General features: G+C 70.2%; 25 protein-coding genes. 7 read left to right on the forward strand and 18 right to left on the reverse strand.

The features are described 5' to 3' along the window. Position 1: 1 nt before the first annotated feature. Positions 2-1504, reverse strand: coding sequence for an MFS transporter (locus AC5RV3_RS05085; RefSeq protein WP_494121191.1), 1503 nt, complete (start codon positions 1502-1504; stop codon positions 2-4). A gap of 57 nt (positions 1505-1561) precedes the next feature. Next, positions 1562-2278 carry a GntR family transcriptional regulator gene (locus AC5RV3_RS05090; RefSeq protein ID WP_494121192.1) on the reverse strand — a complete coding sequence of 239 codons (717 nt, stop codon included), beginning with the start codon at positions 2276-2278 and terminating at the stop codon, positions 1562-1564. A gap of 116 nt (positions 2279-2394) precedes the next feature. Here AC5RV3_RS05090 and AC5RV3_RS05095 point away from each other — a divergent pair, with 116 nt between their 5' ends. Together AC5RV3_RS05095 and AC5RV3_RS05100 are read left to right on the forward strand one after the other, a co-directional pair. Continuing rightward, the gene (locus AC5RV3_RS05095; protein WP_494112778.1) at positions 2395-2631 is read left to right on the forward strand and encodes a hypothetical protein; all 237 of its coding nucleotides are present in this window, start codon (positions 2395-2397) and stop codon (positions 2629-2631) included. Between the two features lie 68 nt (positions 2632-2699). Further along, a complete protein-coding gene (locus tag AC5RV3_RS05100) occupies positions 2700-4589 on the forward strand; it encodes a glycogen debranching N-terminal domain-containing protein (protein WP_494121193.1) in 1890 nt (629 codons plus the stop codon). Between the two features lie 108 nt (positions 4590-4697). On the opposite strand, the gene AC5RV3_RS05105 is transcribed toward AC5RV3_RS05100, so the two are convergent. Next, on the reverse strand, positions 4698-5855 hold the full coding sequence (locus AC5RV3_RS05105; protein WP_494121194.1) for a baeRF2 domain-containing protein: 1158 nt from the start codon (positions 5853-5855) through the stop codon (positions 4698-4700). A gap of 253 nt (positions 5856-6108) precedes the next feature. Further along, complete coding sequence (locus AC5RV3_RS05110; protein ID WP_494113175.1) at positions 6109-7293, reverse strand: TerC family protein; 1185 nt, start codon at positions 7291-7293, stop codon at positions 6109-6111. A 329-nt stretch (positions 7294-7622) separates the two neighbouring features. Here AC5RV3_RS05110 and AC5RV3_RS05115 point away from each other — a divergent pair, with 329 nt between their 5' ends. Continuing rightward, a complete protein-coding gene (locus AC5RV3_RS05115; protein ID WP_494121195.1) occupies positions 7623-7961 on the forward strand; it encodes a hypothetical protein in 339 nt (112 codons plus the stop codon). On the opposite strand, the gene AC5RV3_RS05120 is transcribed toward AC5RV3_RS05115, so the two are convergent. From AC5RV3_RS05120 to AC5RV3_RS05135, 4 genes are read right to left on the reverse strand one after another with little or no spacing between them, the layout of a single operon-like run. After that, the gene (locus tag AC5RV3_RS05120) at positions 7962-8603 is read right to left on the reverse strand and encodes a glycosyltransferase (protein ID WP_494121196.1); all 642 of its coding nucleotides are present in this window, start codon (positions 8601-8603) and stop codon (positions 7962-7964) included. A 5-nt stretch (positions 8604-8608) separates the two neighbouring features. Next, entirely contained in the window at positions 8609-8818 is a 210-nt protein-coding gene (locus tag AC5RV3_RS05125; RefSeq protein ID WP_494121197.1) for a glycosyltransferase family 2 protein, read from the reverse strand. Further along, positions 8815-10365: a D-glycero-beta-D-manno-heptose 1-phosphate adenylyltransferase gene (gene rfaE2, locus AC5RV3_RS05130; protein ID WP_494121198.1), complete on the reverse strand. Its 1551-nt coding sequence runs from the start codon at positions 10363-10365 to the stop codon at positions 8815-8817. The genes AC5RV3_RS05125 and rfaE2 overlap by 4 nt, the downstream gene beginning before the upstream one ends. Beyond that, the gene (locus AC5RV3_RS05135; protein WP_494121199.1) at positions 10362-11759 is read right to left on the reverse strand and encodes an aldehyde dehydrogenase family protein; all 1398 of its coding nucleotides are present in this window, start codon (positions 11757-11759) and stop codon (positions 10362-10364) included. Before AC5RV3_RS05135 ends, rfaE2 begins: the two co-directional genes overlap by 4 nt. A gap of 350 nt (positions 11760-12109) precedes the next feature. Between AC5RV3_RS05135 and AC5RV3_RS05140 the strand changes: the two genes are divergently transcribed. After that, entirely contained in the window at positions 12110-13300 is a 1191-nt protein-coding gene (locus tag AC5RV3_RS05140) for a glycosyltransferase family 9 protein (RefSeq protein WP_494121200.1), read from the forward strand. Here AC5RV3_RS05140 and AC5RV3_RS05145 read toward each other — a convergent pair. The 7 genes from AC5RV3_RS05145 to AC5RV3_RS05175 form a co-directional block, all read right to left on the reverse strand. Then, positions 13266-13967 carry an SDR family oxidoreductase gene (locus AC5RV3_RS05145; RefSeq protein WP_494000785.1) on the reverse strand — a complete coding sequence of 234 codons (702 nt, stop codon included), beginning with the start codon at positions 13965-13967 and terminating at the stop codon, positions 13266-13268. The genes AC5RV3_RS05140 and AC5RV3_RS05145 overlap by 35 nt on opposite strands. 72 nt (positions 13968-14039) lie before the next feature. Then, positions 14040-15401, reverse strand: a complete 1362-nt coding sequence (locus AC5RV3_RS05150; RefSeq protein ID WP_494121201.1) for a PfkB family carbohydrate kinase — start codon at positions 15399-15401, stop codon at positions 14040-14042. Continuing rightward, the gene (locus AC5RV3_RS05155; protein ID WP_494121502.1) at positions 15398-16042 is read right to left on the reverse strand and encodes a D-sedoheptulose-7-phosphate isomerase; all 645 of its coding nucleotides are present in this window, start codon (positions 16040-16042) and stop codon (positions 15398-15400) included. The genes AC5RV3_RS05150 and AC5RV3_RS05155 overlap by 4 nt, the downstream gene beginning before the upstream one ends. 134 nt (positions 16043-16176) lie before the next feature. Then, complete coding sequence (locus AC5RV3_RS05160; RefSeq protein WP_494121202.1) at positions 16177-17439, reverse strand: glycosyltransferase; 1263 nt, start codon at positions 17437-17439, stop codon at positions 16177-16179. Next, positions 17436-18440 carry a glycosyltransferase gene (locus AC5RV3_RS05165; RefSeq protein ID WP_494121203.1) on the reverse strand — a complete coding sequence of 335 codons (1005 nt, stop codon included), beginning with the start codon at positions 18438-18440 and terminating at the stop codon, positions 17436-17438. The genes AC5RV3_RS05160 and AC5RV3_RS05165 overlap by 4 nt, the downstream gene beginning before the upstream one ends. Then, positions 18437-19504: a glycosyltransferase family 9 protein gene (locus tag AC5RV3_RS05170; RefSeq protein ID WP_494121204.1), complete on the reverse strand. Its 1068-nt coding sequence runs from the start codon at positions 19502-19504 to the stop codon at positions 18437-18439. The genes AC5RV3_RS05165 and AC5RV3_RS05170 overlap by 4 nt, the downstream gene beginning before the upstream one ends. Further along, complete coding sequence (locus tag AC5RV3_RS05175) at positions 19501-20040, reverse strand: D-glycero-alpha-D-manno-heptose-1,7-bisphosphate 7-phosphatase (RefSeq protein ID WP_494113186.1); 540 nt, start codon at positions 20038-20040, stop codon at positions 19501-19503. Before AC5RV3_RS05175 ends, AC5RV3_RS05170 begins: the two co-directional genes overlap by 4 nt. Positions 20041-20192: 152 nt before the next feature. Here AC5RV3_RS05175 and AC5RV3_RS05180 point away from each other — a divergent pair, with 152 nt between their 5' ends. Next, positions 20193-21209: a glycosyltransferase family 9 protein gene (locus tag AC5RV3_RS05180; RefSeq protein ID WP_494121205.1), complete on the forward strand. Its 1017-nt coding sequence runs from the start codon at positions 20193-20195 to the stop codon at positions 21207-21209. Here AC5RV3_RS05180 and AC5RV3_RS05185 read toward each other — a convergent pair. Both AC5RV3_RS05185 and AC5RV3_RS05190 read right to left on the reverse strand, forming a co-directional pair. Beyond that, complete coding sequence (locus tag AC5RV3_RS05185) at positions 21142-21918, reverse strand: sigma-70 family RNA polymerase sigma factor (protein ID WP_494121206.1); 777 nt, start codon at positions 21916-21918, stop codon at positions 21142-21144. The genes AC5RV3_RS05180 and AC5RV3_RS05185 overlap by 68 nt on opposite strands. A gap of 187 nt (positions 21919-22105) precedes the next feature. Then, a complete protein-coding gene (locus AC5RV3_RS05190) occupies positions 22106-22846 on the reverse strand; it encodes a DUF427 domain-containing protein (protein WP_494121207.1) in 741 nt (246 codons plus the stop codon). A gap of 81 nt (positions 22847-22927) precedes the next feature. Here AC5RV3_RS05190 and AC5RV3_RS05195 point away from each other — a divergent pair, with 81 nt between their 5' ends. After that, complete coding sequence (locus AC5RV3_RS05195; protein WP_494121208.1) at positions 22928-23398, forward strand: carboxymuconolactone decarboxylase family protein; 471 nt, start codon at positions 22928-22930, stop codon at positions 23396-23398. Between the two features lie 79 nt (positions 23399-23477). Here the strand turns inward: AC5RV3_RS05195 and AC5RV3_RS05200 are convergent, their stop codons facing one another. Next, entirely contained in the window at positions 23478-23876 is a 399-nt protein-coding gene (locus AC5RV3_RS05200) for a RidA family protein (protein ID WP_494113191.1), read from the reverse strand. A 161-nt stretch (positions 23877-24037) separates the two neighbouring features. Between AC5RV3_RS05200 and AC5RV3_RS05205 the strand changes: the two genes are divergently transcribed. Continuing rightward, positions 24038-25279: a pyridoxal phosphate-dependent aminotransferase gene (locus tag AC5RV3_RS05205; protein ID WP_494113192.1), complete on the forward strand. Its 1242-nt coding sequence runs from the start codon at positions 24038-24040 to the stop codon at positions 25277-25279. Positions 25280-25453: the final 174 nt, after the last annotated feature.

Raw genomic sequence — 25453 nt, forward strand, 5'->3', positions numbered from 1 at the left:
GCTACCGGTCCCGGGCCGAGTCCTCCAGATAGCGGGGCCGCCGCACGATGACCAGGCCCACAGCCAGGATGAGCAAAGCAGCTCCCAGCAGGCCGAAAGAAGCACCCCAGCCGCCGCTGACGTCGCGCAGCAGCCCAAACATCAGCGGACCGGCGCAGGCGACGGTGTATCCAATCCCCTGCGCGAACCCGGAGAGCGCCGCCGCACCGGCCGTGGTGCGGGTCCGGAGGTTGACCAGCAGCAGCGCCATGGCATAGGTGCCCTGGCCGAGCCCGGCCAAGGTGATCCACAGCCACGTGCCAAACGAGGGCGACAGCAGCAGCCCGGCGTATCCGGCCGCGTAGAAGCCGATGAACAGCAGGCCCAAGCCCAACGGATTGCGCAGCCGCGCCGCGATCAGCGGCACCAACAGGCTGGTCGGCAGGCCCAGGATGGCGTAGTAGGCCAGCATGGTGCCGGCCGTCGGGGGCAGCATCCCGCTGTCCACCAACAACGGCGGCAACCACGTGAACATGGCAAACGTGTTCGACGAGGTCCCGGCGAACACCAGGGCCAGCCCCCAGGCGACCGGCGAGCGCCAGACGCGTACCTCCGTCGTTTCGGCGGAAGCGGCCGCGGCTCCCGCTGCGGAACCCGTGGCCTCCGCCCCGGGCGGCCCACCGGTCGCCCCGGGGCCGGCCGCCACCCCGGAGCGGGCATCGCCGGGGCCACCTGCCGTCCCGGGACCCACGGCCGGCCCGGGCCCGGCCGCGTTCCGGGCGCCGCCGTCCTCCGGCGGGAGGATGTCCAAACCGCCGGGGCGGTAGGGCTGCAGCACCAGGCGCGCGGTCCGACGGCGCCAATGTTCCGTCCACGCGGTCATCAGCCACGGCACGAGCGCGGCCACGCTTACGGCCGCCCACACTCCGATCGAGAACCGCCAGCCGGCAGCCTGCTCAAGCGGCACGGCAAGCAGCGGGCTGAACGCCGTGCTGACCGCCAGCAATGTCACGTAAAGGGCGGTGATGAGGCCGATCCGGTCCGGGAAATAGCGCTTCACCAGCGGCGGCAGCAAGATGTTCCCGATCCCGTAGCCCGCCATGGTGAGGCCGGACAGGACCAGGAACGACGGCACGTCGGAGACCATCGCACGGCCGAGTTGGCCGATCGCGGCCATGCCCAGTGCCACGAGCAGCAGCGCTTCCAAGCCGATCCGGCGCATCAGCACCGGAACGGCGAACCCGGCGGCGGCGAAGGCTGCGGTGGGCAGCATGCCCAGCACACCGGCGGAAGCCGTGCCGAACGGCAAATCCGCGGCAATATCCGCCAGCACCGGCGACACACCGGAGACGGCCAGCCGCAGGCTCAACGCGAGCAGCAGGACGCCGGCGAATACGGTCAGCCGGCCGGCAAACGGGGCGGGGCGCCGCCGCTGGGCGGGGCGCGGCCCGGTGCGGGTCTCCGGAGGCGGCGGGGAATCGGGGCTCGGTCGGTTATCGGCAGTCAGTTGTGCGGGCGAGGGCAAGCGTGGTCCATGGGTCGAAAGGCCGGGCGGGCGGCCGGGATCAAAACCGGCCGGGAATCACTTTATCCCGTCGCGGCCCGGTCGCCCGGCAGGCGGGCCAGGAACCTCCTGGGCCAACCCTTCGGCGAGGATCCAGAATGTTTGCCGCAGTCGCTCCACTGCCGCCTCGGGCTGACCCTGCTGGAGATACTGCACGGTCTCGCGCCAGCCGTCGGTCCAGAGAGGATAGGCGGCGGCATGTTGGAAGAGGTGCAGCCGGGCGAGCGAGCGGTCGAGCACATGCGTGTTCACGGCCTTCAGTTCCTGATGATCTGCCGCCCCCAGGATGACGGCCACCAGCCTGCCGACCGCGCGGTAGGAGGCCAGCGTGTCCTCGCGGTTGATCGCCCCCTGCAGGTCCTCCGCCAGCGTGGCCATGGTGTCGATCTCGGCGGGCGACAAACGCGGGGCAGCCCGCTCGAACAGCGCGACCAGCACCACGCCCATCACATCCAGGAGCTGGATGGCCTGCTGTGGACCGGGATTGGCAATCCGGTGTTCGTGCCCGGTGGCCTCAATCAGGCCTTCTTCCGTGAGGACGCCGACGGCGTCGCGCACCAGGGCTTCCTCCGCATCGATGCGCCCGGCGAGCCCGGCAACGGTCACCCTGGAGCCTGGCTGCAGGCCGCCGGCCAGGATGTCCTCCCGCAGTTTCCGGACCGCCTCGTCGCGGCCCGCCCGTCCGGGCCCGCTGCCCCTCATCATGACCTCCTGCCGGATTATGACTGGCGTCACATACGAGTAATGTACGCGAAAAGGTAGATCGGGGTCACGGGGCTGGCTACTCTGATGGGACCTGCGGCACAGCGTCGTGCGGCAGGTTCTAAACGTGCAGTCAGGACGTGCGCAGCATGAACGCCACCTATACCGCCACCGCAACCGCCAACAGCAAGAACCACCAGGACTGGGGCCGGGCGATGGCCGCCGCCTTGGCCGATCTGGTGCAGCAGAGCGAAAGCGGCCCCGCAGGTCCCCGGGAACTCTATGGCGATGAGCTGCGCCTGGTCATCGAAGAGACGACGGACGGGGTCCTGATCCACCTGTCCTGGACACCCGGCGGGCGGGACGCCTCCGGCACCGTCGGCTGAATCCATCCCGGCCGATGGACGGCCGGCGCAGATTGTTCCGGGACTGCCGATGCTGCCAAGATGAGTAAATGGTCTACCGCCAGCCGTATCTGCACGATCTCACGGGAGTCTTTGCGGCACCCGTCCAAGCCTGGAGCGAGCCCCACGGACAGATCAGGGGTACCGGAGCCCAAGGGGTCTACTGCGGGGACGACCGCGTGTTGGCCCGCTGCCTGCTGGCGGTGAACGGGCAGGAACCGGAGTGGATTTCCACCCAGTCGCGCTCGGCCGGACGCGCCGACTTCTTCGCATTCATCCGGACCACGGCGGACGGGACGGATCCGCTGGTGACGTTGAACCGCTCGCGGGCGGTGGAAGCCGGCCGGCTGGCCGAGGCGCTCACGTTTACGTCGGCCCTCGAGGACGAGTTGGAGCTCCAAATCCGCGTCGACCTGGTGGCCGACGCCATTCCGCTGGAACAGGTGCGCGCCGGGGCCGCGGGCGAGGCCGGCTCGGTGGCCCCGGGCGAAGCCGCCTGGAGCTGGCGCGACAATACACGCGCCGCGCTGACGGCCGAAGGTGCCCGGGTCAGTTTTGACGGCAGCCTCATCCGGCTGGAGTGGACGGAGCTGCTCAAGCCGGGCGCCGTCGTCGTGCTCTCCTGGAGTCTTGAGCTTAACGACGACGATGCTCCCCTGACTGCCGCGGCCGCGCCCCCGCTGCGCACGCCGTCGCTGGCGGGGGATCCCCGGCTGCAGCGGCTGATGAGCCGGTCCATCACCGACCTCAACAGCCTGCGGATGGCGGGACGCCAGACCCCTGGCGATGTCTTTTTGGCGGCGGGTGCCCCCTGGTTCCTGACGCTGTACGGCCGGGAGTCGCTGGTTGCCGCCCGGCTGCTGCTGCCGGTCGACGCCGCGGTTGCGGAAGGGACGCTGCGGGCGGTGGCGGCGTGGCAGGGCACGGCCGAGTCGGCCGAATCGGGAGAACGGCCCGGCCTGATGGTCCAGGAGGTGCGGCAGCGCCGCCTGGCGATGCCCGCCGATGCCGTGGTCCGGCAGCTTCCCCCGGTCCTGTACGGGTCGCCCGACGCCACGCTGCTGTGGATCGTACTGCTGCACGACGCCTGGCACTCGGGGATGCCGGAGGACGCCGTCCGGGACCTGCTGCCCCATCTGGAGGCTGCGCTGGACTGGCTGCGCATCGACGGCGACCCCGACGGCGACGGCTTCCTGGAGACGCCGGTTCCCGCCCTGCAGGGGCCGGGGCACCAGGGGTCCGGCGACACGCGCGCCGCGTACCGCTATCTGGACGGCCGGGCGGCGACCGGGACGGTCGCGTCGGGCGAACTGCAGGCCTACGCCTACGAGGCGGCCCGTGCCGCAGCAGTGTTGCTGGACTACTTCGGCGAAGCGAACGCCGGCGCCGAGTGGCGGGATTACGCGTCCCGGCTGGCGGAGAACTTCCGCAGCCGGTTCTGGTGCACCGACGACGCCGGCCCTTACCCGGCGATGGCACTCGACGACAAAAAGCAGCGGGTGGACGGCGTCGGGTCCGGCATGGGACACCTGCTGGGCACGGGGCTGCTGAACCCCGAGGAAACCCGGACGGTGGTTGCGCGGCTGATGGACCGGACCTTGTTCTCCGGCTACGGCGTCCGGACCCTGTCCACCGCGAACCCCGGGTTCTGGCCCACCCGCCGCCGCTCAGGGGCGGTCTGGACGCAGGAGACCGCCTGGATTGTGATGGGGCTGCTGCGCACCGGCTTCCAGGAACAGGCCGCACAGTTGGCGGCAGGGCTGCTCGACGCGGCCGAGGGATTCGACTACCGGTTGCCGGAGCTCTTCAGCGGGCAGGCCGCGGTGGAGGTCCGCCCGGCGCTGCCGTATCCGTCCGCCTGCCGGCCGCACGCCGGGGCGGCCGCGGCGGCGGTGCCCGTGGCGCTGGCCCTGGGCGGTTTCAGCGCCACGGCCGTTTAGCACACGCCGCCGGGCAGGCGGTCCGTCCCCGCCGGGCGGCGGGCGTCCGCTCGGCGCGCCACGCCCGGGCGCTCCGGCGCTCCGGCGCTCTCGGCACGCCGGAGGACCTTAGCCTCGCGGCACGTCGGGGCCGGTGGGCCAGCGGAGCAGCGCCGCTATGCTCTTCCCTCCCGGCAGGGCCCCTTCGGGGACCATGGTCACCCGGGCGTCGGTCAGCGCCGCTGCGCGGACCAGCGCCGCCGGGGCAGGAACCTTGGCCAGCAGGTCGCCGTTGACGGCTTGCTCGCCGGCCGTAGCGATCCACGGTTCGGCCGTCAGGGCGTGCACCTGATGATCGGCGAGGGCGTCGTCGTTCATCAGCAGCGTGCCAACCTGCGCCTGCTGCAGCGCCCGGACGCACTCGCCCAGGCCCGCCGTCCACTCCGGATGGGCCTGCCCTGTTTGGTTGGCCAGGCGGTCCAGGATGGCTTTGCGCTGCTCGGTCCACACATGGGCCACCCGGGCGGCTATTTCCGCACGGAGCGCTTCCTTGTCCGCTCCGCCGGTGCGGGTGTGCGAGTCGATGGTGGATTCGATCGCACGGCTGGCTTCGGAAAGCTGGTCGACCACCAGCTCGCGGGCCCGGATATCCCCCGCCACAATCAGCAGCCGCGCCTTGCTGGCCTGCACCACGCGATCGATCTCGGCGGCGATTTCATCGGCGTTCTTGCGCCAAATCTCCTCGGTGCGGTGCTGATAGCGGCCCTGGGACCAGCCGCCGCCGGGGACCTTGGTGAGGTTCTCCCGCTCGCCCTCCACCGTCCTCGTTTCCACCACGCCGTTCCGGCGCGCGTACTGCAGGTGGACCTCGCCGCCGTCCCGGCCCACCTCGGCCACCACGTATGGGAAGTCGTCGCCGCGGGCCTTCAACAGGGGCACCAGGTCGGGAATCGGGCCGGCCTGAACCACCTCCGGACCGGACAGCGCGCCCGGGAGCACCTCATTAATCTCGGCCTCACCGCCGCGCACCAGCACGAAGCGGCCGACCGGAGACGGAACGCCGGTGGCCGGGGAAACGGCGTCGATCACGGCTTCTATGTCCGCCTTCGCGGCGCCCTGTTTCTCGAGCGATTCCCGCAGCCTGTCCGGCAGCACATCGCCGGCCCGCAGGGATTCCACGGTGCCAGTACTGGCGTCCACGTAGACGGTGATCCAGGGTCCCGGCTTCTTGTACAGTTCGGCGTACCTCTTGTTGGCTGCGTGGGTCGTGTTGACCTGCTCGGTCATCGTGATCACCTTCCCTGCGATTGGAACTGCGGGTTTTCTTGATCAGTAGCCCTCACCGTAGCACCGGACGTTTTGCCCTTGAAGAGGCGGCCGGTCTGTCCTCGCCGGCCCGGCGAATCAGTCCGCCGGGCCGGTTTGCCGCCGTCGCCAGCGGTCCGCTTGGGTGCGGGAACGGGGGTTTTGGGCCTGCCGGCACCCCGGTGGGACGTCCTTGTGGGGTCCCGATTCCTGTGCCCGGCCGGCTCAGGCGGCCCTAGCTCCTCTGGTATTCCGCGTGCTGGCGGTGGGCCTCGGCCACCTGTTCGCGGATGATGTCCACGTCCTTGGCCTTGTTGCGGTACTTCGGTTCCATTTGCACGATCTGGCGTTCTTCTTCCACCAGCAGCCGGTAAATGCGTTCACGTTCTGCCGGATCAGCGGTGTAGGAGAGATCCATGTAGTTGACCGCGTGCCGGCGTGCGTTGTTGATGGCGTTCTGTGCCTTGCCCGCCTTGCTCATCAGCGAGGCCACGACGGTGACCACCAGGATGCCGATGATGACGGTGAGCGAGAGTCCAGTGGTGATCTCGACGACCGGAACCGGGTTGCCGTCGTTGACGAAGGGCAGGTTGTTCTCGTGCAGTGCGTGCAGGATCAGCTTCACGCCGATGAAGGCCAGGATCGCTGCCAGGCCGTAGGACAGGTAGATCAACCGGTCCAGCAGCCCGTCGATCAGGAAGTACAGCTGGCGCAGGCCCATCAGCGAGAAGGCCGTGGCGGTGAAGACGATGAAGACGTTTTGCGTCAGGCCGAAGATCGCGGGAATGGAGTCCAGGGCGAACAGGATGTCCGTGCCGCCGATGGCCACCATGACCAGCAGCATCGGGGTCATCGCCTTCTTGCCGTCCTTGATGGTGAACAGTTTGTCGCCGTCGTAGTAATCCGTGGTGTGGAAGAACCGCTTGGCCAGCCGGATGATGAAGTTGTCCGCCTCGCCGCCGTCGTGTCCGGGCTTGAGCAGGTTGCCTGCCGTGATAATCAGGATCAGTCCGAAGGCGTAGAACACCCAGGCGAAGGTGTTGATCAGCGCCGCGCCCAGGAAGATGAATCCGGTGCGGGCGATCAGCGAGAACACGATACCGAACAGCAGCACTTTTTGCTGGTCTTCGCGCGGCACCTTGAAACTGGCAATGATGATGAGGAAGACAAACAGGTTGTCTACCGAGAGCGCCTTCTCGGTGATGTAGCCGGCGAAGTACTCGGAGCCCATGTCCACGCCGCCGTAGATCAGCACCAGGATCCCGAAGACGATGGCGATGCCCACGTACAAGGCGGACCAGATGGCGGCTTCCTTCAGCGACGGCACGTGCGCCTTGCGGATGTGGAAGAAGTAGTCGAAGGCGAGCAACGCGAGGATAACGGCGATTGTGATGCCCCAAATCAGGGGAGAAACGCTCATGTGTTTCCTTCCGTAAGCGGGTAGCGGTGAGCCCGCAAGTCTCTCCTCCGGCACGGCCGGCCACTGCAACCGGCCGGGCGTCGGTGCCCTACGTGTTGACGGCTGCAGCGCATCTGGATACTCCCTTACGCACCTGCCAGTCTAACGACGACGACGGTGCACGGCTAACCGGCCGCGGGCAGATCCGGGGCGGCCGGGGCCCAATCGCCCCGCCGGACGGGCCGGACTCCTGCGGCCTATGCACCGCATTTCGGCTGTGACAGGCTGGGGGCCCGGGCCGCCGCCCGCAATTGACCCGGCGGCCGACCAGCGCCGAAAGGAGCACCGCCATGTCCTATTACCTGGAGTACACCATCCCGGCCGCGCCGGACGAGGGAAGCTTCGAGTTCCCGATCAGCGAAGAACACCGCGGCTATACAGTCCCGCTGAGCGAAACGGATGCGGAAATCGTCCGCACGGACCAGTTGCCCGCCCGCAGCGAGGTGTTCGGGGCGTCGCTGGCGGAGGCCAAGGAAGCGGCGGAGTCCATCCTGTCCAACAGCAAGGCGGACACGGCGCAGCTCTACGACGATCCCGACGATTCGATGCAGCCCGGCGCCGGCACGCTGGTCGCCAGCTACACAGTCGGCGGCGGGTGGGAGGACGCCGGGCAGGTTGCGGCCGGCTGATCAATCCCGCAGCACGACGTCCGCGGCTTCGGTGGAGCGGTCGGTGACGGTGGTCGGCGATTCCAAGTGCACGGCACCGGAGGGCAGGATGCCGGCACCGCCGTAGCGTTCCATGACCCTTAGCTGCGCCACCACATCTTCGCCGGCGTGGGCCGGCGGCAACTCCTCCCAGAACCCGAAGCCGCCGCAATCCAGCAGCGCGCTCCGCCGGTACAGCACGCAGCCGCCGGCCCACGCGATCTTGTACAGCCGCCAGCCGCCGTCCGGAATTCCCAGCTCGGCGGCGATATGCGTCAGGTTTGCCGCGTTGTGCAGTTGCCAGCGGCCGAACCGGTCGTCAGCACGGCGGATGCGCTCGGGACGCACCGAACCGTCCCACAGTTCGAAGGGTTCCTGCTCCCCCGGCCGTACGTCGTCCAGGTAGGACATGCCCTGCACCGCGGCACCGATGAACCCGCAGCCCGCCTCCCGAATGGCCGCCGTCATCCGGGACAGCATGCCCGGTTCCAGCCACACGTCGTTGTCCAGGAACAACACCAGTTCAGCCGTGGCAAGCCGGAGCAGGAAGTCGCGCTGCTCGGCCAGCCCGCGCCGGGGCAGATTCCGTTCCAGCCGGACCGGGCGCCCTTGGGCTTCCAGCACCCTGATCATGGCGCCGGCGGCCGGGTGCTCCAGGCGGCGGCGCCGTCGGTCTGGTCGCTGATAATGACCGAGAACGCCGGACCGTCCTGTGCCGCCAGCCCGGCGAGTGTTACCGCCAGCTCCGCTTCCCGGCCGTAGCTGGGCACCAACACGTCCAGCTCAGGCCCTGATTCCGCTGAAGCCAGGGCCCAGCTGGCCGAACTCCGGCGGCTCACGCCGAATCGGCTCCCGAGGCGGGCGCCGGATCCGCTCCCGCCTCCGGCGCGGTACCTGTCCCGGCCGCGGGCGCGGAGCCGCGGATCCGGCGGACCACCGCCGTGGTGGAGTGGTCGGACACATAGTCCAGGATGCAGACCTCGCCTCCGCAGGCTTCCACCACCGCCGCTTCCTCAAGCATCTCCGGGGAGTAGTCCCCGCCCTTGGCGTAGATGTCGGGGCGGATCGCTTCGATCAGCGGGATGGGCGTGTCCGTGTCGAAGACGGTCACGTAGTCCACGCAGCTGAGGGCAGCGATAATGCCGGCCCGGTCGGCGGCCGGGTTGATCGGCCGGTCCGGTCCCTTCAGCCGCCGGGCGGACGCGTCGCTGTTCAGCGCCACGACCAGCACGTCGCCCAGCTGCTTGGCCTGGTTCAGGTAGCGGGTGTGCCCGCGGTGCAGCACGTCGAAACACCCGTTCGTCAGCACGATGCGCTTGCCCGAGGCCCGCTCGGCGGCGACCGCCTGCCCGAGCGCCTCCGCACCCAGCGCGGCGTCGGAGAAGCTGCCCAGGTGCGCGGCGAGGTCGGTGGTGCCGCAGACCGACGTGCCGCGCCGGCGCACCACCACATCCGCGGCGGCCTGGGCCAGGTCCAGGCTCGTGCTGAGCTGCAGTCCCGCGGCCCGCGCCAGGGTCAGGCAGGCCACGTATGTGTCGCCGGCGCCCGATGCCTGCTTCTCGGTGACGGGGCTGGCCCAGGTGCGGTGGGTTCCGCCGTCGGGCGTCAGCAGGAAAGAACCGTCCTTGTCCAGCGTGACGACGGCGGCGCCCGCCCCGGTCGCCTGCAGCAGCTCCCCGGCATGCTCGGCTATGGCGGCGGCCCGGTCCGTGTCGGGATCCAGCGTCATGCCCAGCAGCGCGGCAGCTTCCGCAGCATTCGGAGTGACCAGGTCCGGCGCGATCGCCGACCAGGGCCGCGGGTCGTGGGCGTCGACCACCAGCAGCCGGCCGTCGCGGTGACGGGCCAGCACGCTGCGCAAGGCATCGCCCAACGCACCGGAACCGTAGTCGCAGACCACCACGGCGTCGCTGCCGGCGAGCGCGTCCGGCACGGCTGCGGCCAGCCGTTCCTGCGCCGCTTCCGGTACTCGCTCCGTGCGCTCGTCCAGCCGCAGCATGATCTGGTCGCCGCCGATAATGCGGTACTTGGTGGTGGTCAGGACGTCCTCGTGTTCCACCAGCCCCGAAATGTCCACCCCCGCACCCTGCAGGAGGGCACCCAGCCGCCGTCCGGCGTCGTCCCCGCCGATCAGGCCGACAATGCGCACCCGCGCCCCGAGGGCGGCGAGGTTCATGGCCGTGTTGGCGGCGCCGCCCGGGGCGTACTCCCGCTTGGTCATGTCCACCACCGGGGCGGGGGCTTCCCGGCAGAACCGTTCGATCCGGCCGCTGAACCACCCGTCCAGCATCACGTCGCCCACCACGGTGACCTGCGATGCGGCCTCTGCCAGCCGGGCCGGCAACCAGCCGGCCAGCCCGGAAACGTCCGACAGGGGCGTGCTCATGGCCGCACCCCACCGGGCAGGCCGACGTGGACCACCTTCACCGCGCTGAACTCGTCCAGCAGTTCGGGGCCGTAGCCGAACCCGTCGCCGCTGTCCCGGCGCGGCTGGGCGGAACCGCCCGGCGCACCGCCGAAGACGGCGTTGATCTTAACCGTGCCGACCTGGAGCGCCGCAACGGCCCGGTGCGCATGCTCCAGGTCCGGGGTCAGCACCGTGGCGGCCAAACCATACCGGCCCTCCGCCGCCAGCTGCAGCCCGTCGTCAAAGCTGTCAACCACCCGGACCGGGGCCACCGGGCCGAAGGTCTCCTCCTGCATCACGGTCATTCGGTCCGTACAGTCCAGCAGCACGGTGGCCGGATAATGGGCGCCCGGCCCCTCGGGCACCGAGCCGCCCTCGGCAGCCGTCGCACCGAGCGAGAGCGCCTCTGCCACCTGGGCGTTGACGCTGTCCCGCAGCCTGCGGTCCACGAGCGGTGCCATCAGTCCGGCGTCGTTGCGTGTGCGGGCCTCGGCGACGAGCGCTTCACAGAACGGGCCGGCGACGTCGCGGTGCACGTAGATCCGCTCCACCGACGTGCAAATCTGCCCGCTGTTGGCGAACGCCCCGATGGCGGCCTGCTCCGCCGCCCACGCCGGATCGACGCCGGCGTCGACGATCAGCGGATCGTTTCCGCCGTTCTCGCGGATCACATGGGCGCCGGTGAGCGCCGCCGCCCGGGCAATCCGGGCACCGGTGAGGCTCGATCCGACGTGCGCGATCACGTCGACATCAGGATGGCCGGCCAGCGCCGCTCCGACCGCGGGTCCGCCGGTCAGCGTCGTGAAGACCCGCGGCGGCAGCACGCCCGAGAGAATCCGACCGAGCAGCTCGCCCAGATGCGGGCAGCGTTCGCTCGGTTTGTGCAGGACGGTGTTTCCCGTGGCCAGGGCGGCACCCAGCAGCCCGGCTGCCACCGCCACCGGATCGTTCCAGGGCGTGAGGACAGCCGCCACGCCCCGCGGTTCGTTCACCGTGTAGTCGGCGGCAAGCGAACCGCCGCGCAGGCTGCGGCCGCGGTGCACGGGGCCCAGCTGGGCGTACTGCCGCAGGGTCCCGGCCCCGGCCAGCACGCCCTCCAGGGCTTCATGTTCCGGCCGACCGGTTTCCCGCGCGTTCATCTCGGCCAGCTCCTGCGAATGCTCCTGCAAGGCAGCCGCGGCCGCTTCCAGCAGTTCGCCGCGGGCGGCAGCGTCGGTGGCTGCCCAGCCGGGTTGGGCAGCCTTGGCGGCCGCGACGGCGGCCCGCACCTCGTCGGGGCTCGTTTCCTCAAGCCCGCCCACCAGGCTGCCGTCCCTCGGGTCGTGCACCTCCAATAAGGCAAAATCCCGGGCAGTATCGGAATCGGTGGTCATATTGCTCCTCCCCTCCACGGCGGCCTGGGCCTGCCCGTTTGGTCTCTGGCCAAAGTCCACGACACGCAGCGGCAGTCCGGTGCCCGCCACGGGCACGCCGACGCCGGCAACAATGCGTGGTACTGGTTCCCTACCCCGCATCGCGCGGTTTCAGACATCGGTGTGCAGCCGGTTCCGGCTGGCCGGTTCGTGCCTCTGGGCCCGATTCGGGCTCTGGCCAGCGGCTCGAAAGCACCCTAGGGTGAAGTTCACGAGGGGCCCGCGGGGGCGGGTTCGCAGGGGTTGCGGCAGACCCGAAACCCGCGCGCCGGGTGGAGGCGCCGCGCGGGACATTGATCCAGGAGGTGGAGATGGCTGGTTCTCCCACAGGCGGCGCCGCTTTCGGTGGCCAAAGGCTCAGTACCGAGGCCCGGCATGGCCGGGGCATCGGACCGGTGTTGGAGCCCTTCGAGGGTGTTCGGAAGATTGCGGTGCTCCGGGGCGGAGGACTGGGCGACGTGCTTTTTTCGGTTCCGGCACTGGAGTCGCTGGCTGCCGCCTATCCGGAGGCCAGCTTGACCCTGCTGGGCACGCAGGCCCACGCCGCGCTGTTTCGCGGCAGGCCCGGCCCGGTGCACCGGGTGGAACCGCTGCCGTTCGCCCACGGGGTTCGCCCGGGACCGGAGGATCCGCAGGCCATCGCCCGCTTCCAGCAGCGGATGCGCGCCGAGCAGTTCGACCTGGCCGTGCAGTTGCACGGCGGCGGCCGGAACTCGAACCCATTCCTGCTGAAACTGGGCGCGCGGCACACGGTGGGTACCCGGACCGAAGACGCGGCCGCGCTCGAGCGGTCCATCCCGTACCTGTACTACCAGCACGAGGTGTTGCGCGCGTTGGAGGTGGTGGGCCTGGCCGGCGCGGCTCCGGCCGCGCTGCAGCCGGAGCTGCAGCCCCTGGCCGACGAAGAGGCGATGCTGGCCGGGCTGCTCGAAGAAGGCAGGCCATCGCTGGTGACCATCCACCCGGGCGCCACCGACCCGCGGCGTCGGTGGCCGGCGTCGGAGTTTGCCCAGGTGGCCGCGTGGGCGGCCGACGACGGGTGCCAGGTCCTGGTCGTAGGCGACCAATCCGACATGGCGCTGGCCGAGGAAGTGGTGAACCTGGGCCGCGCGGCGGCCGGAACCGGCGGCGGCGGCAGCATCGACTCCGTGGCCGGCCGGCTGGAGCTGGATGAGCTGTCCGCCGTGCTGCGCGCCAGTGACGTGATGGTCGGCAATGACAGCGGGCCGCGGCACCTGGCGCAGGCGGTGGGAACGCCCACGGTGGGCATCTACTGGGCCGGCAACATGATCATGGCCGGGGCACTCGGCCGGACCATGCACCGGATCCACATGTCCTGGATGACGCAGTGCCCGGCCTGCGGCTCCGACCTGAGGCAAGTGGGCTGGACAGCCGAACGCTGCAGCCACGAATTCTCCCTGACGGATCAGGTCCGCGCAGAGGATGTCTACGCGGACCTGCGCCAGCTTAGGGCCACGAGTCTTCTTCTTCGTGGCAAATGACCATCTCGCGCACCTCGCAGCCCTTCGGCTGTGACAGGGCGAAGATGATGGCATCGGCCACCCGTTCCGGATCGTTAAGCCGGGAGTCGTCCTGCGGCTTGTACTGCTCGGTGCGGTCGTCGAAGAACCTGGTCTTCATGCCGGCCGGAATCATGGTGGTCACTCCGACCTGTCCGCGGGTTTCGGCCGCCAGCGCCCGGCTGAAACCGACCACGCCGAACTTGGAGGCGCAGTAGGCGGTGGCGTCGGAGACGGCCTTGATCCCCAGCGACGAGGCGACCGTGATCACCCGCCCGTGGGAGGACATCAGGTGCGGCAGGGCCGCGCGCACCACGGAGACAGTGCCCATCAGGTTGACGCCGATGACCTTTTCCCATTCTTCGGCCGGTACATCTTCCAGGCGTCCGCAGCGGTCAATCCCGGCAGCCGTCACGACGGCGTCCAGCCCGCCGAGGGTATCGGCGGCCTGCTGCACCGCCGCTTCGACGGCGGCGCGGTCGGCGACGTCCACCTCGATGCTCTTGGCCCGGCCCACCCGGCTGACGTCACGGTCCAGCACGACCGGCGTGCCGCCGGCGGCAAGTACAGCCTCCACGACGGCGGCTCCGAGTCCGGATCCTCCGCCGGTGACCAGGACGCGCCCGGGGTTCGTTGGTGCAATGCTCATGTTTTTCCTCCTCAGGTTCGGGGATGGTTCTTCGGTCCAGGGTCCGCCGGATCGGCGGAGCGGTCCTGTGTTTCAGCCGACCTTCGCCAGGGCGGCGGCCAGGCCGGTGGTGGAACGCGCCCGGTAGTAGGGCACGGTGACGGTTTGCCCGCCCCAGGACTGCAGCAGCCGCGCTTCGGGCAGTTGGTCCGCGGTGTAGTCGCCGCCCTTGACCCAGATGTCCGGGCGCAGCCGTTCCAGCGCCGCTTCGGGGGTGGCCTCGTCGAAGACCAGCACCGCATCCACGCACTCCAGCGCCAGCAGCAGCTCGGTGCGGTCCTCCTGGTTCATGATCGGACGCTCTTCGCCTTTGAGGCGGCGGACCGAATCGTCCGAGTTGAGGCAGACGATCAGGCAGTCGCCCAGCTTCCGGGCGGCGGCCAGGGTCCGGGCGTGGCCGGCGTGCAGCAAGTCGAAGCAGCCTCCGGTGGCTACCACCGTGCCACCGGCTTCGCGGGTCTGCGCGGCAACGCGCATGGCGTCTACCCCCGGCCCGTGCAGCGGGACCGGGGCCGTTTCCCGCCGAAGCGATGCCACCCCGCCTGCGGCAAGGAAAGCCGCCGCCTGCCCGACGGCCTCTTCCACCGCGGCGGTCAGCGGCTGCCCGGAGGCCAGCGCCACCGCCAGGGAGGCGGCGAACCGGTCCCCCGCTCCGCAGGTGTCGGCCGGGTCCAGCGTCGGGGCGGGAACGGCCTGCGGCAGGTCGCCGTCCGTCTGGATCAAGGCTCCTTCCGCGCCCAGCGTGACGACGACGGCGCCGCTGTTCCAGCGTGAACGCAGTTCCGCCGCGGCCAGTGCCGCTTCCCGGGTGCCGCTGTCCCGCTGTCCGGCGATGCGCAGGGCTTCGGGCAGGTTCGGCGTCGCGGCGGCCACGCCCTCGACCGGGGCCGGGCCCGCCGGGTGCGGATCCCACACCACGGGGATCCGGTGCACCAGCGAGGCCAGGGCATCGCGCAGAGCGGGTGCGGCCGCCAAGCCGCGGCCGTAGTCCGCCACGACGATCGCGTCGGCCGTCCCGAGCGCGTCGAGCATGTCCGGTGTCGGGACCGGCACAGGTGCCGGGGCGCAGCCTTCGTCCACCCTGACCACCGACTGCCCGCCGGCCCGGATCCGGGTTTTCACCGGCGTTGGGGCGCCGGATGGCCCGGCGACCACGCGGACGCCATCCAGGGCGTCGTGCAGCCGGGAGGAAGCGCCGTCGTCGGACATTGCCGTGACCAGGAGGACGTCCCGACCGTCGCGGGCCAGCATCCGTGCCACGAGCCCGGCTCCGCCGGCGCGGTAGGTCGTTTCGGCGGCATCAACCACCGGCACCGGTCCGTCCGGACTCAGCCGGGTTGCCGCGCCCTCCACATCGGCATCGAGCAGTACATCGCCCACCACCACGATCCTCATGGCCGGCCTCCCTGCCCGCGCCCGCCGGCGGTGCCTGCCTCAAGGCGCGCCACCTCGGCGTCGAAGGCCCGGCAGATGGCGTGCAGCGCCATGAGGTGACCTTCCTGCACATTGGCCGGCGCAGCCTCCACGGCTACGTAGTCGTCGCACAGCAGGGTCAGCGGATTCGGTGCCTGGCCGGTCAGCGCCCAACAGGTCACGCCGATGCTGCGGGCAGCTTCGGCCGCACGCAGCAGGTTCCCGCTCTTGCCGCTGGTGGTCAGCAGGAGCAGCACGTCGCCGGCCCGGCCGTGGCCCAGGACCTGCCGGGCAAACAGTTGGTCGAAGCCGTAGTCATTGGAGATGGCCGTGACCGCCGAGGTCTCCGCATGCAGCGAGATGGCGGAAAAGGCCCGGCGTTCGCCGTCGAAACGGCCCACCAGTTCGGCGGTGAGGTGCTGGGCTTCCGCCGCGGAGCCGCCGTTGCCGGCCGCCAGCAGGCGTGCGCCGCCCATCAGGCGCCCGGCCAGCTCGGTTCCCCAACCGGCCAGCTGGCCGGCCTGGGCGCGCAGCGACTCCACCGCCGGCGCCACCGCCTGCAGGTGCGCCAGGACCGCGTCCACCGCTTCGGTCCCGGCCTGCTTCGGGCCGGTCGCCGGCACCGGAACCAGGGCGGGTCCCGCGGGTCCCGGCCCGGGCGGCCGCACGTACGCGTCCGTGCGGGCAGGGGCGGCGGGGGCGGCCGCGGCCAGAGCCGTGGTCCGTGCTGCCGTCTTGGCGAGGCCGGCTGGGCGCTTCACAGTGCCTCCCCTTCCAGCTGCCGGACGCCGGCGGCGACTGCGCCCGAGCCCCTGCTGACGGCCAGGTGATAGGCCTTCTCGGTGTCGGCGGCCACCCGGTCCCAGGAGTAGCGGTTGCGCACGCGCTGCTGGCCGGCGCGGCCGAGCTCGCGGCGCAGCTGAGGATTCGCCAGCAGCTCGGCCACCGCGTCTGCCACCGCCGCCGGATCGCGCGGCGGTACGTGCAGGCCGGTCTTGCGGTCCACCACGGTATCGATCAGCCCGCCCACCGAGGCCGCGACCACCGGTACGCCGCAGGCCATCGCTTCCAGCGGGACAATCCCGAACGGTTCGTACCACGGCGCGCAGATGACGACGTCGGCGCTGCGCAGCACCGCCGGGATTTCTTCCCGCGGCAGCTGGCCGCGCAGCACCAGCTGGTCTTCCACGGCGAGCTCGCGGGCGAGGCCGCGCAGCCGTTGCGCTTCCGGGTCGGACGCCAGCCCGGTTGCACCGGAGGCGCCGCCGACCACGATCAGTTCGACGTCGTCCAGTCCCTGGTCCTTAAGCAACCGCAGGGCCTGCACGGCCAGGTCGATGCCCTTGCGCGGAACCAGCCGGCCCAGCGTGACGATGCGGTGGGCGCGGCCGCGCGGCTCGGCCTCGCCGTCGGCCTTGAAGAGTCCCAAGTCCACGCCGCAGGGGGCAATGGAGATATTGCCGCGCGGGATGTCCATGGCCGCCAACTCGAACACTTCGTCCGAACACGTCGCAATGATGCGGTCCACGCTGCGGCCGACGGACGGTTCCAGCCAGGCCCGCTCGGCCGGGCTGGTGTCCTGCGCGCCCTGGTGCCGCCGTTTCACGGTGCCGAGCGCGTGGAAGGTCTGCAGCACCGCCACCGGCGGGCTGCCCGGGCGGCGGGCAGCGTCGAGGGCCGCCACCCCTGACATCCAGAAGTGCGCGTGCACCAAATCCGGCGGTGTGTCCGCCCAGTCCGCGCTGATCCCGTCGGCCAGCTGGCCCATGAAGGGCAGCAGCTCGTCCTTGGCGACCGGCTCGGGCGGTCCGGCGTTGAGGTGGACCACTTCCACCCCCGGCCGCATGGTCACGCGGGCTGGAAGCAGCGGGTCGTCGCGGCGGGTGTAGACGCGCACGCTGTGCCCGCGCCGGGCCAGTGCGGCGGAGAGGGCCGCCACGTGCACGTTCTGGCCGCCGGCGTCAACACCACCCAGCGCGGCCAGCGGGCTGGCGTGTTCGGAAACCATAGATATCCTCACGGATCTCTCCTCTCGTTGGCGGCAATGGCCCGTCCGGTGCGCGTGGTGGTCTCTGCCAGCAGAGAATCCCAGTTGTCCAAAAAGGCCTGCAGCCCGTAGTTCCGCAGTGCCGCCTCGCGGGCCACGGCGCCCCGTGCAGCGGCCTCCTCCGGGTCCCGCAGCAGCCGGGCCGCCTCGAGCCGCAGCTGGTCCACGTCCGCTGAGATGGCGCCGGCTTCCGGCGGCACGGCCCGGACCGCCTCCGTGCTGGCCAGCACCAGAACCGGCATGCCCAGATGCATGGCTTCCAGCAGAGCCAGGCCCAGCGAGGTCCAGCGCAGCGGGTGCAGGTAGAGGCGGCAGCGGGCCAGTTCCGCGTGCAGCAGCGGGCCGGGCAGGTCGCCGCGCACACGCAGCCGGTCCGGGCCCAACCCGGTGGCGGCGCCCAGCTGGTCGGCACCCATGCCGAACACTTCCAGCGGTCCTGTCTCGGCGAAGGCCGGCAGCAGATCCGTTCCGGTCACGCGCCAGCGGCGGACCGGTTCGTTGACCACCACGCCCTGGCGTTCCAGTTCCCCGGTGTAGAGCGGACCGGGATCCACGATGCCGTGTTCGATCACCGTGGTCCGCGCCGTTCCGCAGTCCCAGAACAACCGGTTGAAGTAGGTGACATGCACGACGGTCATGTCCTGCTGGTCGGCCAGCGGGTGCAGCGAGTTGGGCACGTCCCCCTTGGGTGTGTTGTGCTCCAGGAACACCGCCGGGATGTCCCGTCCCGGCCGGCGGCCCAGCAGCCGCTCGCATTCCTCGATCTCCTCGGGCCGCTGCAGCACCACGACGTCGGGTTCTTCATCGCGCAGCCGGTCCGGGTGCACGTCCCGGACCGACGACGGCCAGTCGCGGCCGGCCCGGCCGAGGCCCCACGGCCCGCCCTCGGCGGTGGCGGGCAGCAGGTATTCGTGGCGGCCGCGCACAAAAGCGTCGGTCCAGCCGCCGTGGACATGCCAAAGCAGGATCTTCATGCGTTCCTCGTCTTTCTCCGGGCGGACAGATACGTCACGCCGCGGGTCAGCCGCTGTACAGCCTCGAGCACTTCTTCGGGTGCCACCTGGGTCAGGCAGGGATGTCCGGGAACCGGGCAGGTACGTGCCCGGCTGAGCCGGCAGGGCGCATTCTGGTCGCCGAGCAGCTCCAGCGGAACCCTGTACGGCGCCCAGCGGACCGCCGGAACCACCGGCGCGAACAGGGACACCACCGGGGTACCCACGGCCGCGGCCAGGTGGGCCGGTCCGGTATTTCCGGTCACGACGGCGGACGCGCCGCCCAGGACCCCGGCCAGGCTCCGCAGGTCGGTCTTCCCGCCCAGGTCCAGCGCGCCGGGGACGGCGACGGTCGCCGTCAGCTCCTGTTCCTGCGGGCCGCCGGTGACCACCACGCGGTAGCCGGCGCCGATCAGCAGTTCGACGGCGGCGGCGTGGTGCAGCGGCGGCCACGCCCGCGCCGGAACGGAGGCACCGGGGTGAACGACGATGTAAGGCTCGCCGCCGGTCAGGTCCGAGGTATCCGGAATGCCGCGCACCTGGAGCCGGCCGTCGTCGTCGGCAGGAAGCCGGTACCCGGCGGCAGCGGCGATCTGCAGCGCCCGCTCGGCCTCCGGCTGGTCCTCCGGGAAGTCCTCGCCGGGCCGGAGCCGCTGATCCAGCAGCGAACCGGCGTAATCGACGGAAGCGCCGGTGATACGGCCGACGCCGGCCAGCCGCAGCAGCAGCGCCAGCGGCAACGGCGACTGGTGGAAGGACGTGAGGATGACGGCCTCGGAGATCTCCGAGGCCCGCACCCAGTCCGCCAGCGCGGCGACGTGTTCCCGGGTTGCTGGCGGCGCGGGGTCGACGATCCACGGGCTGGCCCAGCTGAAAACGCCTGCGACGCCGGGCAGCAATTCAGCGGCGGCTTTGCCCTGCGGGCCGCACAGCATCACGACGTCGCGCGGATTGCCACCGTTGCCTGCCGCGACTGCCCGCACCGCGGGGCCCGCCAGCAGTACGTCTCCGACGCTGTCCATCCGCGCCACCAACACACGGCTCACCGCCGGCCCTCCAGCAGCAGCGACACCGCGGCGGCGAGGTCTTCGGCGACCACGGCGGCGGCCTCGACCTCTTCGCGCCGGGTCACCGGGGTCGGTACCAGGACGCCGGTGGCGCCGGCGGCGGCAGCGGCCTCGACGTCGGCCCCAATGTCCCCGACGTAGGCCACCTCCGCGGGATCGAGCCCGAGCCGGCGGCAGGCCGCCAGGATCATGCCGGGCTGCGGTTTCCGGCAGGGGCACCCGTCGTCCGGGTTGTGCGGGCAGATCTCCCAGACGTCAAACGGTCCCAGCAGCTCTTCCACCCGCATGTTGACGGCGTCGACCTGTTCCCGGCTCAGCAGGCCGCGGCCGATGCCCGACTGGTTGGTGAGCACCCCGCACGGCAACCCGGCGGTGCGGACCGCTTCGACGGCTTCCCGCGCTCCGGCCACCGGCCGGACCTTCGCGGGGTCCGGGTTGTAGGGCACGTCCGTGACCAGCGTGCCATCCCGGTCGAACAGGATGGCCCGCGGCGGGTATGCGGCAGTTGTGCTCATACCAGCACTGTTCCCAGCACGGCTGCGACCTAAACACTTCTCCTGCTACTACTTTTGTGTCGCACACTTCCCGCCGCGGCAACGGCTGCCGCTGAAAGCGTACGGTCGGGCATCTGGGAGGATGGGCACAGCCGGAAGGAAGGACGGGTGCAGTGGCAGAACCTGAAGGACTTGAACGGGACGGACGCCCGGAACTGCTGGTGCTCCGGGCGCTCAAGCTGGGCGATCTTTTGGTCGCGGTTCCGGCGTTGCGGGCGCTGCGCGCGGCCTACCCCGAACACCGGATCATCTACGCTGCCCAGGCCTGGCTGCGGCCCATCCTCGGACTGACCGGCTCGGTGGACGACCTGTTGGCCACCCATGGACTCGATGTCCCGCTGGCGCTGGCTCCCGGCCGGGTGGAAATCGCCGTGAACCTGCACGGCAACGGGCCGGAGAGCCGCGGCCGGCTGGAAGCCCTGCAGCCCGCCGTGCGCATCGGCCACCGGGCCCCCGGATGGGACGGCCCCCAGTGGCCGGAAGGCGTGCACGAACGCGAGCGCTGGGCCCGGCTGCTGCGGTGGCACGGGATAGACGCGGATCCGCTCGACTACCGGCTGGACAAACCCGCCGTCCAGAGCCCCTGCCCGGGAGCGGCGGTACTTCATGTCGGTGCCGCCTACGGCAGCCGGCTGTGGCCCGCCGAGCGCTTTGCCGCGGTCGCCCGGGAACTGGCAGCCCAAGGACACCGCATCCTGTTCACCGGCAGCACGGCGGAACGGCCTCGGGCACAGGCGGTGGCCGAATTGGCCGGGCTGGGTCCGGACACCGTGGTGGCCGGCACCCTTCCGCTGGCGGAGTTTGCCGCGGCCATCGCCGAGGCTGCCCTCGTGATTTCCGCCGATACCGGGGCCGCCCACCTGGCCTCGGCCTATGCCCGGCCGTCGGTGGTCATTTTCGGGCCGGCACCCGTCAGCGTCTGGGGTCCGCCGCCCGGGCCCCATACGGTCCTGACCAACGAGAGCCTGCGGTTGGGCGACACGTTCTCCGCGGACCCGGACCCCGCCCTGCTGGCCGTCAGCCCGGACGACGTCCTGGCCGCCGTCGCGCAACTGCCGGTAGCTACGCCGTCCGCATCCGCTGCCGGGCCGGGGCCGGCCGTTCCCCCAGCACCCGGTGCTGGAGCTTGACCAGGATCCTGGCCAGCGCGCGGGAGACCTGCATCTGCGTCATGCCGATACGTTCCCCGATGCGGCGCTGGGACTCCTCCTGGAAGTAGCGGTAGAAGAGCAGCTGCCGTTCCTGCGGCTCAAGCTCGCGGATGGCGCCCCGCAGCATCAACAGTTCCTCGGTCCGTTCGGTCCCGCCGTCGGAGGCAGCCAGCGTCTCGGCCAGGTCCTGTCCCTCGGGGGTCCCCTCCAGTGATTCCGGCCGCAGGCTGCCGTGGCAGTTGAGGGCTTCGGCGACCGTTTCCGGGCTTTCGGCGAGTGCGTCGGCCAGCTCCTGCAGCCTGGGTTCGCGGCCCAGCCGCTGGGCAAGTTCCGACGTCATCTTGATCGCCGCCGTCCGCAGGTCCTGGAGGTGGCGCGGCGGGCGGATCATCCACGAGCTGTCCCGAAGGTAGCGCTTCAGCTCGCCGTGGACCGTGGGGGCTGCATAGGCGCGGAAGTCAGCGCCGTGGTCGGGGTCAAAGCCGCGGACCGCCTTAAGCAGCCCCAGCCGTGCAACCTGGTTTAGGTCATCGAGCTCCCTGCCGGGGCCCGAATAGTTGCGGGCTATCCCCTCGGCAATGCCCAGGTGTCCCAGCACCAGCTCCTCTTCCAGGGCGGCGCGCAGGGATCCCCTGGCGCGTCTCGCCTCGCGGAATAAAACCTGTATGTCTTTCTCGTTGTGTTGCATCAGAAGCCCACCCTCTGTTGGGAAGTGCGCGACCAGAACCGCTTCTCCCCCAAGAGAACATAAGCATGCTGATTATGCAACAGGTCACCGCCGAAAAAATGCGCAGAAGTCTTTTCTTCTCCGCGGAGAAGAAGGTATAAGCAGCAGAAGCAGGCCGGTGGCCGCTCAGGCGGGTTTCGTCAGCGGATCAGGACCAGGGCGTGTCCGGCTTCTCCTGCGCCTGGCCGTCGACCACCAGGTCCACCTTCTCGTTGTAGAAGCAGAAAAGGTCGCGGATCTTGGGATTCTCCGGGATCGGATCCGGATAGCTCCACACCACATCGTGAACGATGTTCTCGCCGACGCGAACCGACCAGTACCGGGCCTGGCCCTTGTACGGGCAGCTGGTCACCGCGTCGCTGGCTTCCAATAGGTCAGTGCGCACGTCGTCGGCTGGCAGGTAGTAGCGGACCGGCAAGTGGGTCTCAAAGAGCAGCAGCGGCCGGATGCTGTCAGCTATTTTCTCGCCCTCAAGGTAGACCTGGACCCGGCGCGAACTGCGCAGCGTGTCCACCCGCTTGTAGGGATCGCGGGCGTGCACCAGCGCGCGTTCGTCTTCCTCGTACCATTCCAACTGGCGCCACGAGAACGTCACATGCCCGGCCAGCGGGCTCAGTTCACCCGACGGGTCGGCATGCTCCCACGCCCCGGCTTCGGCCCTCTTGCTGCCAAGGGCGACGTCCCATACCTGCTGCCCCGCCCGCCCGGTGCGCGGATTGGACAACGCTCCTTCCACCACGTCCTCCCGCGGAACGTAGTAGGTGGGCAGGCTGCCGGTGTCGTACTGGATCAGCAGCCTGGCCCGGGTGCTGTCCGCCACCAGGCTTCCGCCCAGCCGCACCCGGATGCGCCGCGCGGTCGGTTCCGTGAAGGGCCTTCCAAATTCCATGTGGCACACGCTACTCCGATCGGGCCGCCGCGGGCAGGGCTGTCAGAATGGAGGTCACCCCCAGCAACAAGGAGGCTTTGAGTGAGCACCGACGAACGTCCGGCCAGGTTCTACATCGACAAGCAGACACCGGCGGCCCACCGCGCGCTGAACGGGGTCGCGCTCAAGGTAGCCGACGCCGCCGAGGCAGCCGGCCTGGACAGGAAATTGGTGGAACTGCTGAACCTGCGCATCTCGCAGATCAACGGCTGTGCCTACTGCCTGAACATGCACACCCGGCTTGCCCTGGGCGAAGGCGAGACCGCGCAGCGGCTTTCCGTGCTTCCGTCCTGGCGGGACACCGAGGTCTTCACAGACAAGGAACGGGCCGCGCTGGCCCTGGCCGAGGCGCTGACCGAACTGCCGGACCACCACAGCCAGGAGCGCGCCTACTCCGCAGCCCGCGAGGAACTGACCGACGACGAGTTCTCCGCGGTCAGCTGGATCACCGTCGCGATGAACGCTTTCAACCGCGTCTCCATCATCAGCAAGCATCCGGTCCGGCCGCAGTAGCCGCCCCGGGCGGGACACGCCGGCACATCGCTGGGCGCGGCTCGCGATGGCGGTGCGCCCCGGCGGCACCGGGCCGCGGCTATTCGGGCTGCGACGGGACCTGGGCGAGCGCGTCGATCTCGACCAGCACGCCGGGCCGGGCAGAGCCCACCTGCAGGACGGTGATCGCCGTCGGCACCGGGCCCCACACCTCCGCGGCCGCGGCGTACCCCTCGTTCGCGTCCTGCCCGGCCGCGAGGTAGATGTTCAACTTGGCCACGTCCCGTTGCGTTGCTCCGGCCTCCTCGAGGACCGCCAGCACGTTGCGCATCGCCTGCCTGGTCTGTCCGGCAAGATCGTCGCTGACCATGTTGCCGTCGGCATTGATGCCATTCTGGCCGCCGACGATCAGCAGCCGGCCGGGCCCGTCCACGAGCACGCCCTGGGAAAAGGCCGGACTGCGGTACATTCCGGCTGGATTGATGTGCGTGAGGGTCATGGCTGTCCTCCGTTTTCCGGTTCCGGTGCGCTGGACGGGCACCACGTGCCGGTGCCCGAGCGGGAGCGTATCCACGGTAGGCGGTTGCAGCACCGGGCACCAGACCCGCACAGTGGTGAAGCCCACATGAACGCCTGATGCACTGTGTGAAAAAATGGGGCATGCGTCCGATGCAACATTCCAGCAAACTCCAGAACGTCCGGTACGAACTTCGCGGCCCTATTTTGCACGCGGCCAAGAAGATGGAGGCGGAGGGCCACCGCATCCTGCGGATGAACCTCGGCGACCCGGCGCCGTTCGGGCTGGAGGCGCCGGAGTCGATTGTGGTGGACATGATCCACCACCTGCGCGGCGCCCAGGGCTACAGCGATTCGAAGGGAATCTTCTCCGCCCGCACGGCCATCTCGCAGTACTACCAGACCAAGGGCCTGATGCAGATCGGCGTGGAGGACATCTTCATCGGCAACGGCGTGTCCGAGTTGATCTCCATGACGCTGCAGGCGTTCCTGGAAAACGGCGACGAGGTGCTGATCCCCGCGCCCGACTACCCCCTGTGGACGGCTTCGGTCACGCTCTCCGGCGGCAAGGCCGTGCACTACCTCTGCGATGAGGACAACCACTGGTGGCCCGACATGGCGGACGTCGAAGCCAAAATCACCGACCGGACGCGGGCGATCGTGCTGATCAACCCAAACAATCCCACCGGCGCCGTGTACCCGCGGCACGTGCTGGAACAGTTCGCGGCCCTGGCACGCAAGCACGATCTGGTGCTGTTCTCCGACGAAATCTACGAGAAGATCACCTACGACGACGCCGTCCACATCCACACCGCCTCCGTGGCCCCCGACCTGCCGGTGCTGACCTTCAGCGGGCTGTCCAAGGCGTACCGGATGCCTGGCTACCGCGCCGGCTGGGTGGCGATCAGCGGGCCGCGCGCCGAGACCGCGGCCTACCGCGAATCACTGGAGCTACTGGCCTCGCTCCGGCTGTGCTCGAACGTCCCGGCGCAGCACGCCATCCAGACGTCGCTGGGTGGCTACCAGTCCATCGGCGACCTGGTGAAGCCCGGGGGCCGGCTGCACGAACAGCGCGACCTGGCCTGCCGGCTGCTCAACCAGATTCCGGGGGTCAGCTGTGTCCCCGCGGCCGGGGCGATGTACCTGTTCCCCAAGCTCGATCCGGCGGTCTACCCCTTCGAGGACGACGAGAAGTTTGTGCTGGACCTGCTCGAGGAGGAGAAAATCCTGGTCTCGCACGGCACTGCCTTCCACTGGCCCACGCCGGACCACTTCCGGTTTGTGATCCTGCCGTCGGTAGAGGATATCGAAGAGGCGGTGCGCAGAATTTCTTCCTTCCTGGCCATCCACCGGAAGAAGACGGCCGACGCCGCTGCCGCCGTCTAAAGCCTGCCTACCCACCGGGTGAAGGCATGCCGCGCTGCCTAAGCCGCGCGCCCGGTCGGTCGCGTCAAGCGGTCGGCCACAGCGGCTCCCATCCACGCCGGCCGGCCCCTACCCGCGGCCCCGTTCGAAACGTCCGAGGGGTACCGGCTCCATCTGGTCGCGGACAGGGCCTGA

Source organism: Arthrobacter sp. Y3221114 (assembly GCF_059092625.1).

Excerpts from the sequence above, each read along its gene's own strand:
- AC5RV3_RS05115 (WP_494121195.1), top strand. The coding sequence starts at position 7,623 with ATGTCCTATTACCTGGAGTACACCATCCCGGCCGCGCCGGACGAGGGA.
- AC5RV3_RS05175 (WP_494113186.1), bottom strand. The coding sequence starts at position 20,040 with ATGAGCACAACTGCCGCATACCCGCCGCGGGCCATCCTGTTCGACCGG.
- AC5RV3_RS05095 (WP_494112778.1), top strand. The coding sequence starts at position 2,395 with ATGAACGCCACCTATACCGCCACCGCAACCGCCAACAGCAAGAACCAC.
- rfaE2 (WP_494121198.1), bottom strand. The coding sequence starts at position 10,365 with ATGAGCACGCCCCTGTCGGACGTTTCCGGGCTGGCCGGCTGGTTGCCG.
- AC5RV3_RS05205 (WP_494113192.1), top strand. The coding sequence starts at position 24,038 with ATGCGTCCGATGCAACATTCCAGCAAACTCCAGAACGTCCGGTACGAA.
- AC5RV3_RS05100 (WP_494121193.1), top strand. The coding sequence starts at position 2,700 with ATGGTCTACCGCCAGCCGTATCTGCACGATCTCACGGGAGTCTTTGCG.
- AC5RV3_RS05105 (WP_494121194.1), bottom strand. The coding sequence starts at position 5,855 with ATGACCGAGCAGGTCAACACGACCCACGCAGCCAACAAGAGGTACGCC.
- AC5RV3_RS05200 (WP_494113191.1), bottom strand. The coding sequence starts at position 23,876 with ATGACCCTCACGCACATCAATCCAGCCGGAATGTACCGCAGTCCGGCC.
- AC5RV3_RS05135 (WP_494121199.1), bottom strand. The coding sequence starts at position 11,759 with ATGACCACCGATTCCGATACTGCCCGGGATTTTGCCTTATTGGAGGTG.
- AC5RV3_RS05145 (WP_494000785.1), bottom strand. The coding sequence starts at position 13,967 with ATGAGCATTGCACCAACGAACCCCGGGCGCGTCCTGGTCACCGGCGGA.
- AC5RV3_RS05140 (WP_494121200.1), top strand. The coding sequence starts at position 12,110 with ATGGCTGGTTCTCCCACAGGCGGCGCCGCTTTCGGTGGCCAAAGGCTC.
- AC5RV3_RS05150 (WP_494121201.1), bottom strand. The coding sequence starts at position 15,401 with ATGAGGATCGTGGTGGTGGGCGATGTACTGCTCGATGCCGATGTGGAG.
- AC5RV3_RS05165 (WP_494121203.1), bottom strand. The coding sequence starts at position 18,440 with ATGAAGATCCTGCTTTGGCATGTCCACGGCGGCTGGACCGACGCTTTT.
- AC5RV3_RS05190 (WP_494121207.1), bottom strand. The coding sequence starts at position 22,846 with ATGGAATTTGGAAGGCCCTTCACGGAACCGACCGCGCGGCGCATCCGG.
- AC5RV3_RS05110 (WP_494113175.1), bottom strand. The coding sequence starts at position 7,293 with ATGAGCGTTTCTCCCCTGATTTGGGGCATCACAATCGCCGTTATCCTC.
- AC5RV3_RS05185 (WP_494121206.1), bottom strand. The coding sequence starts at position 21,918 with ATGCAACACAACGAGAAAGACATACAGGTTTTATTCCGCGAGGCGAGA.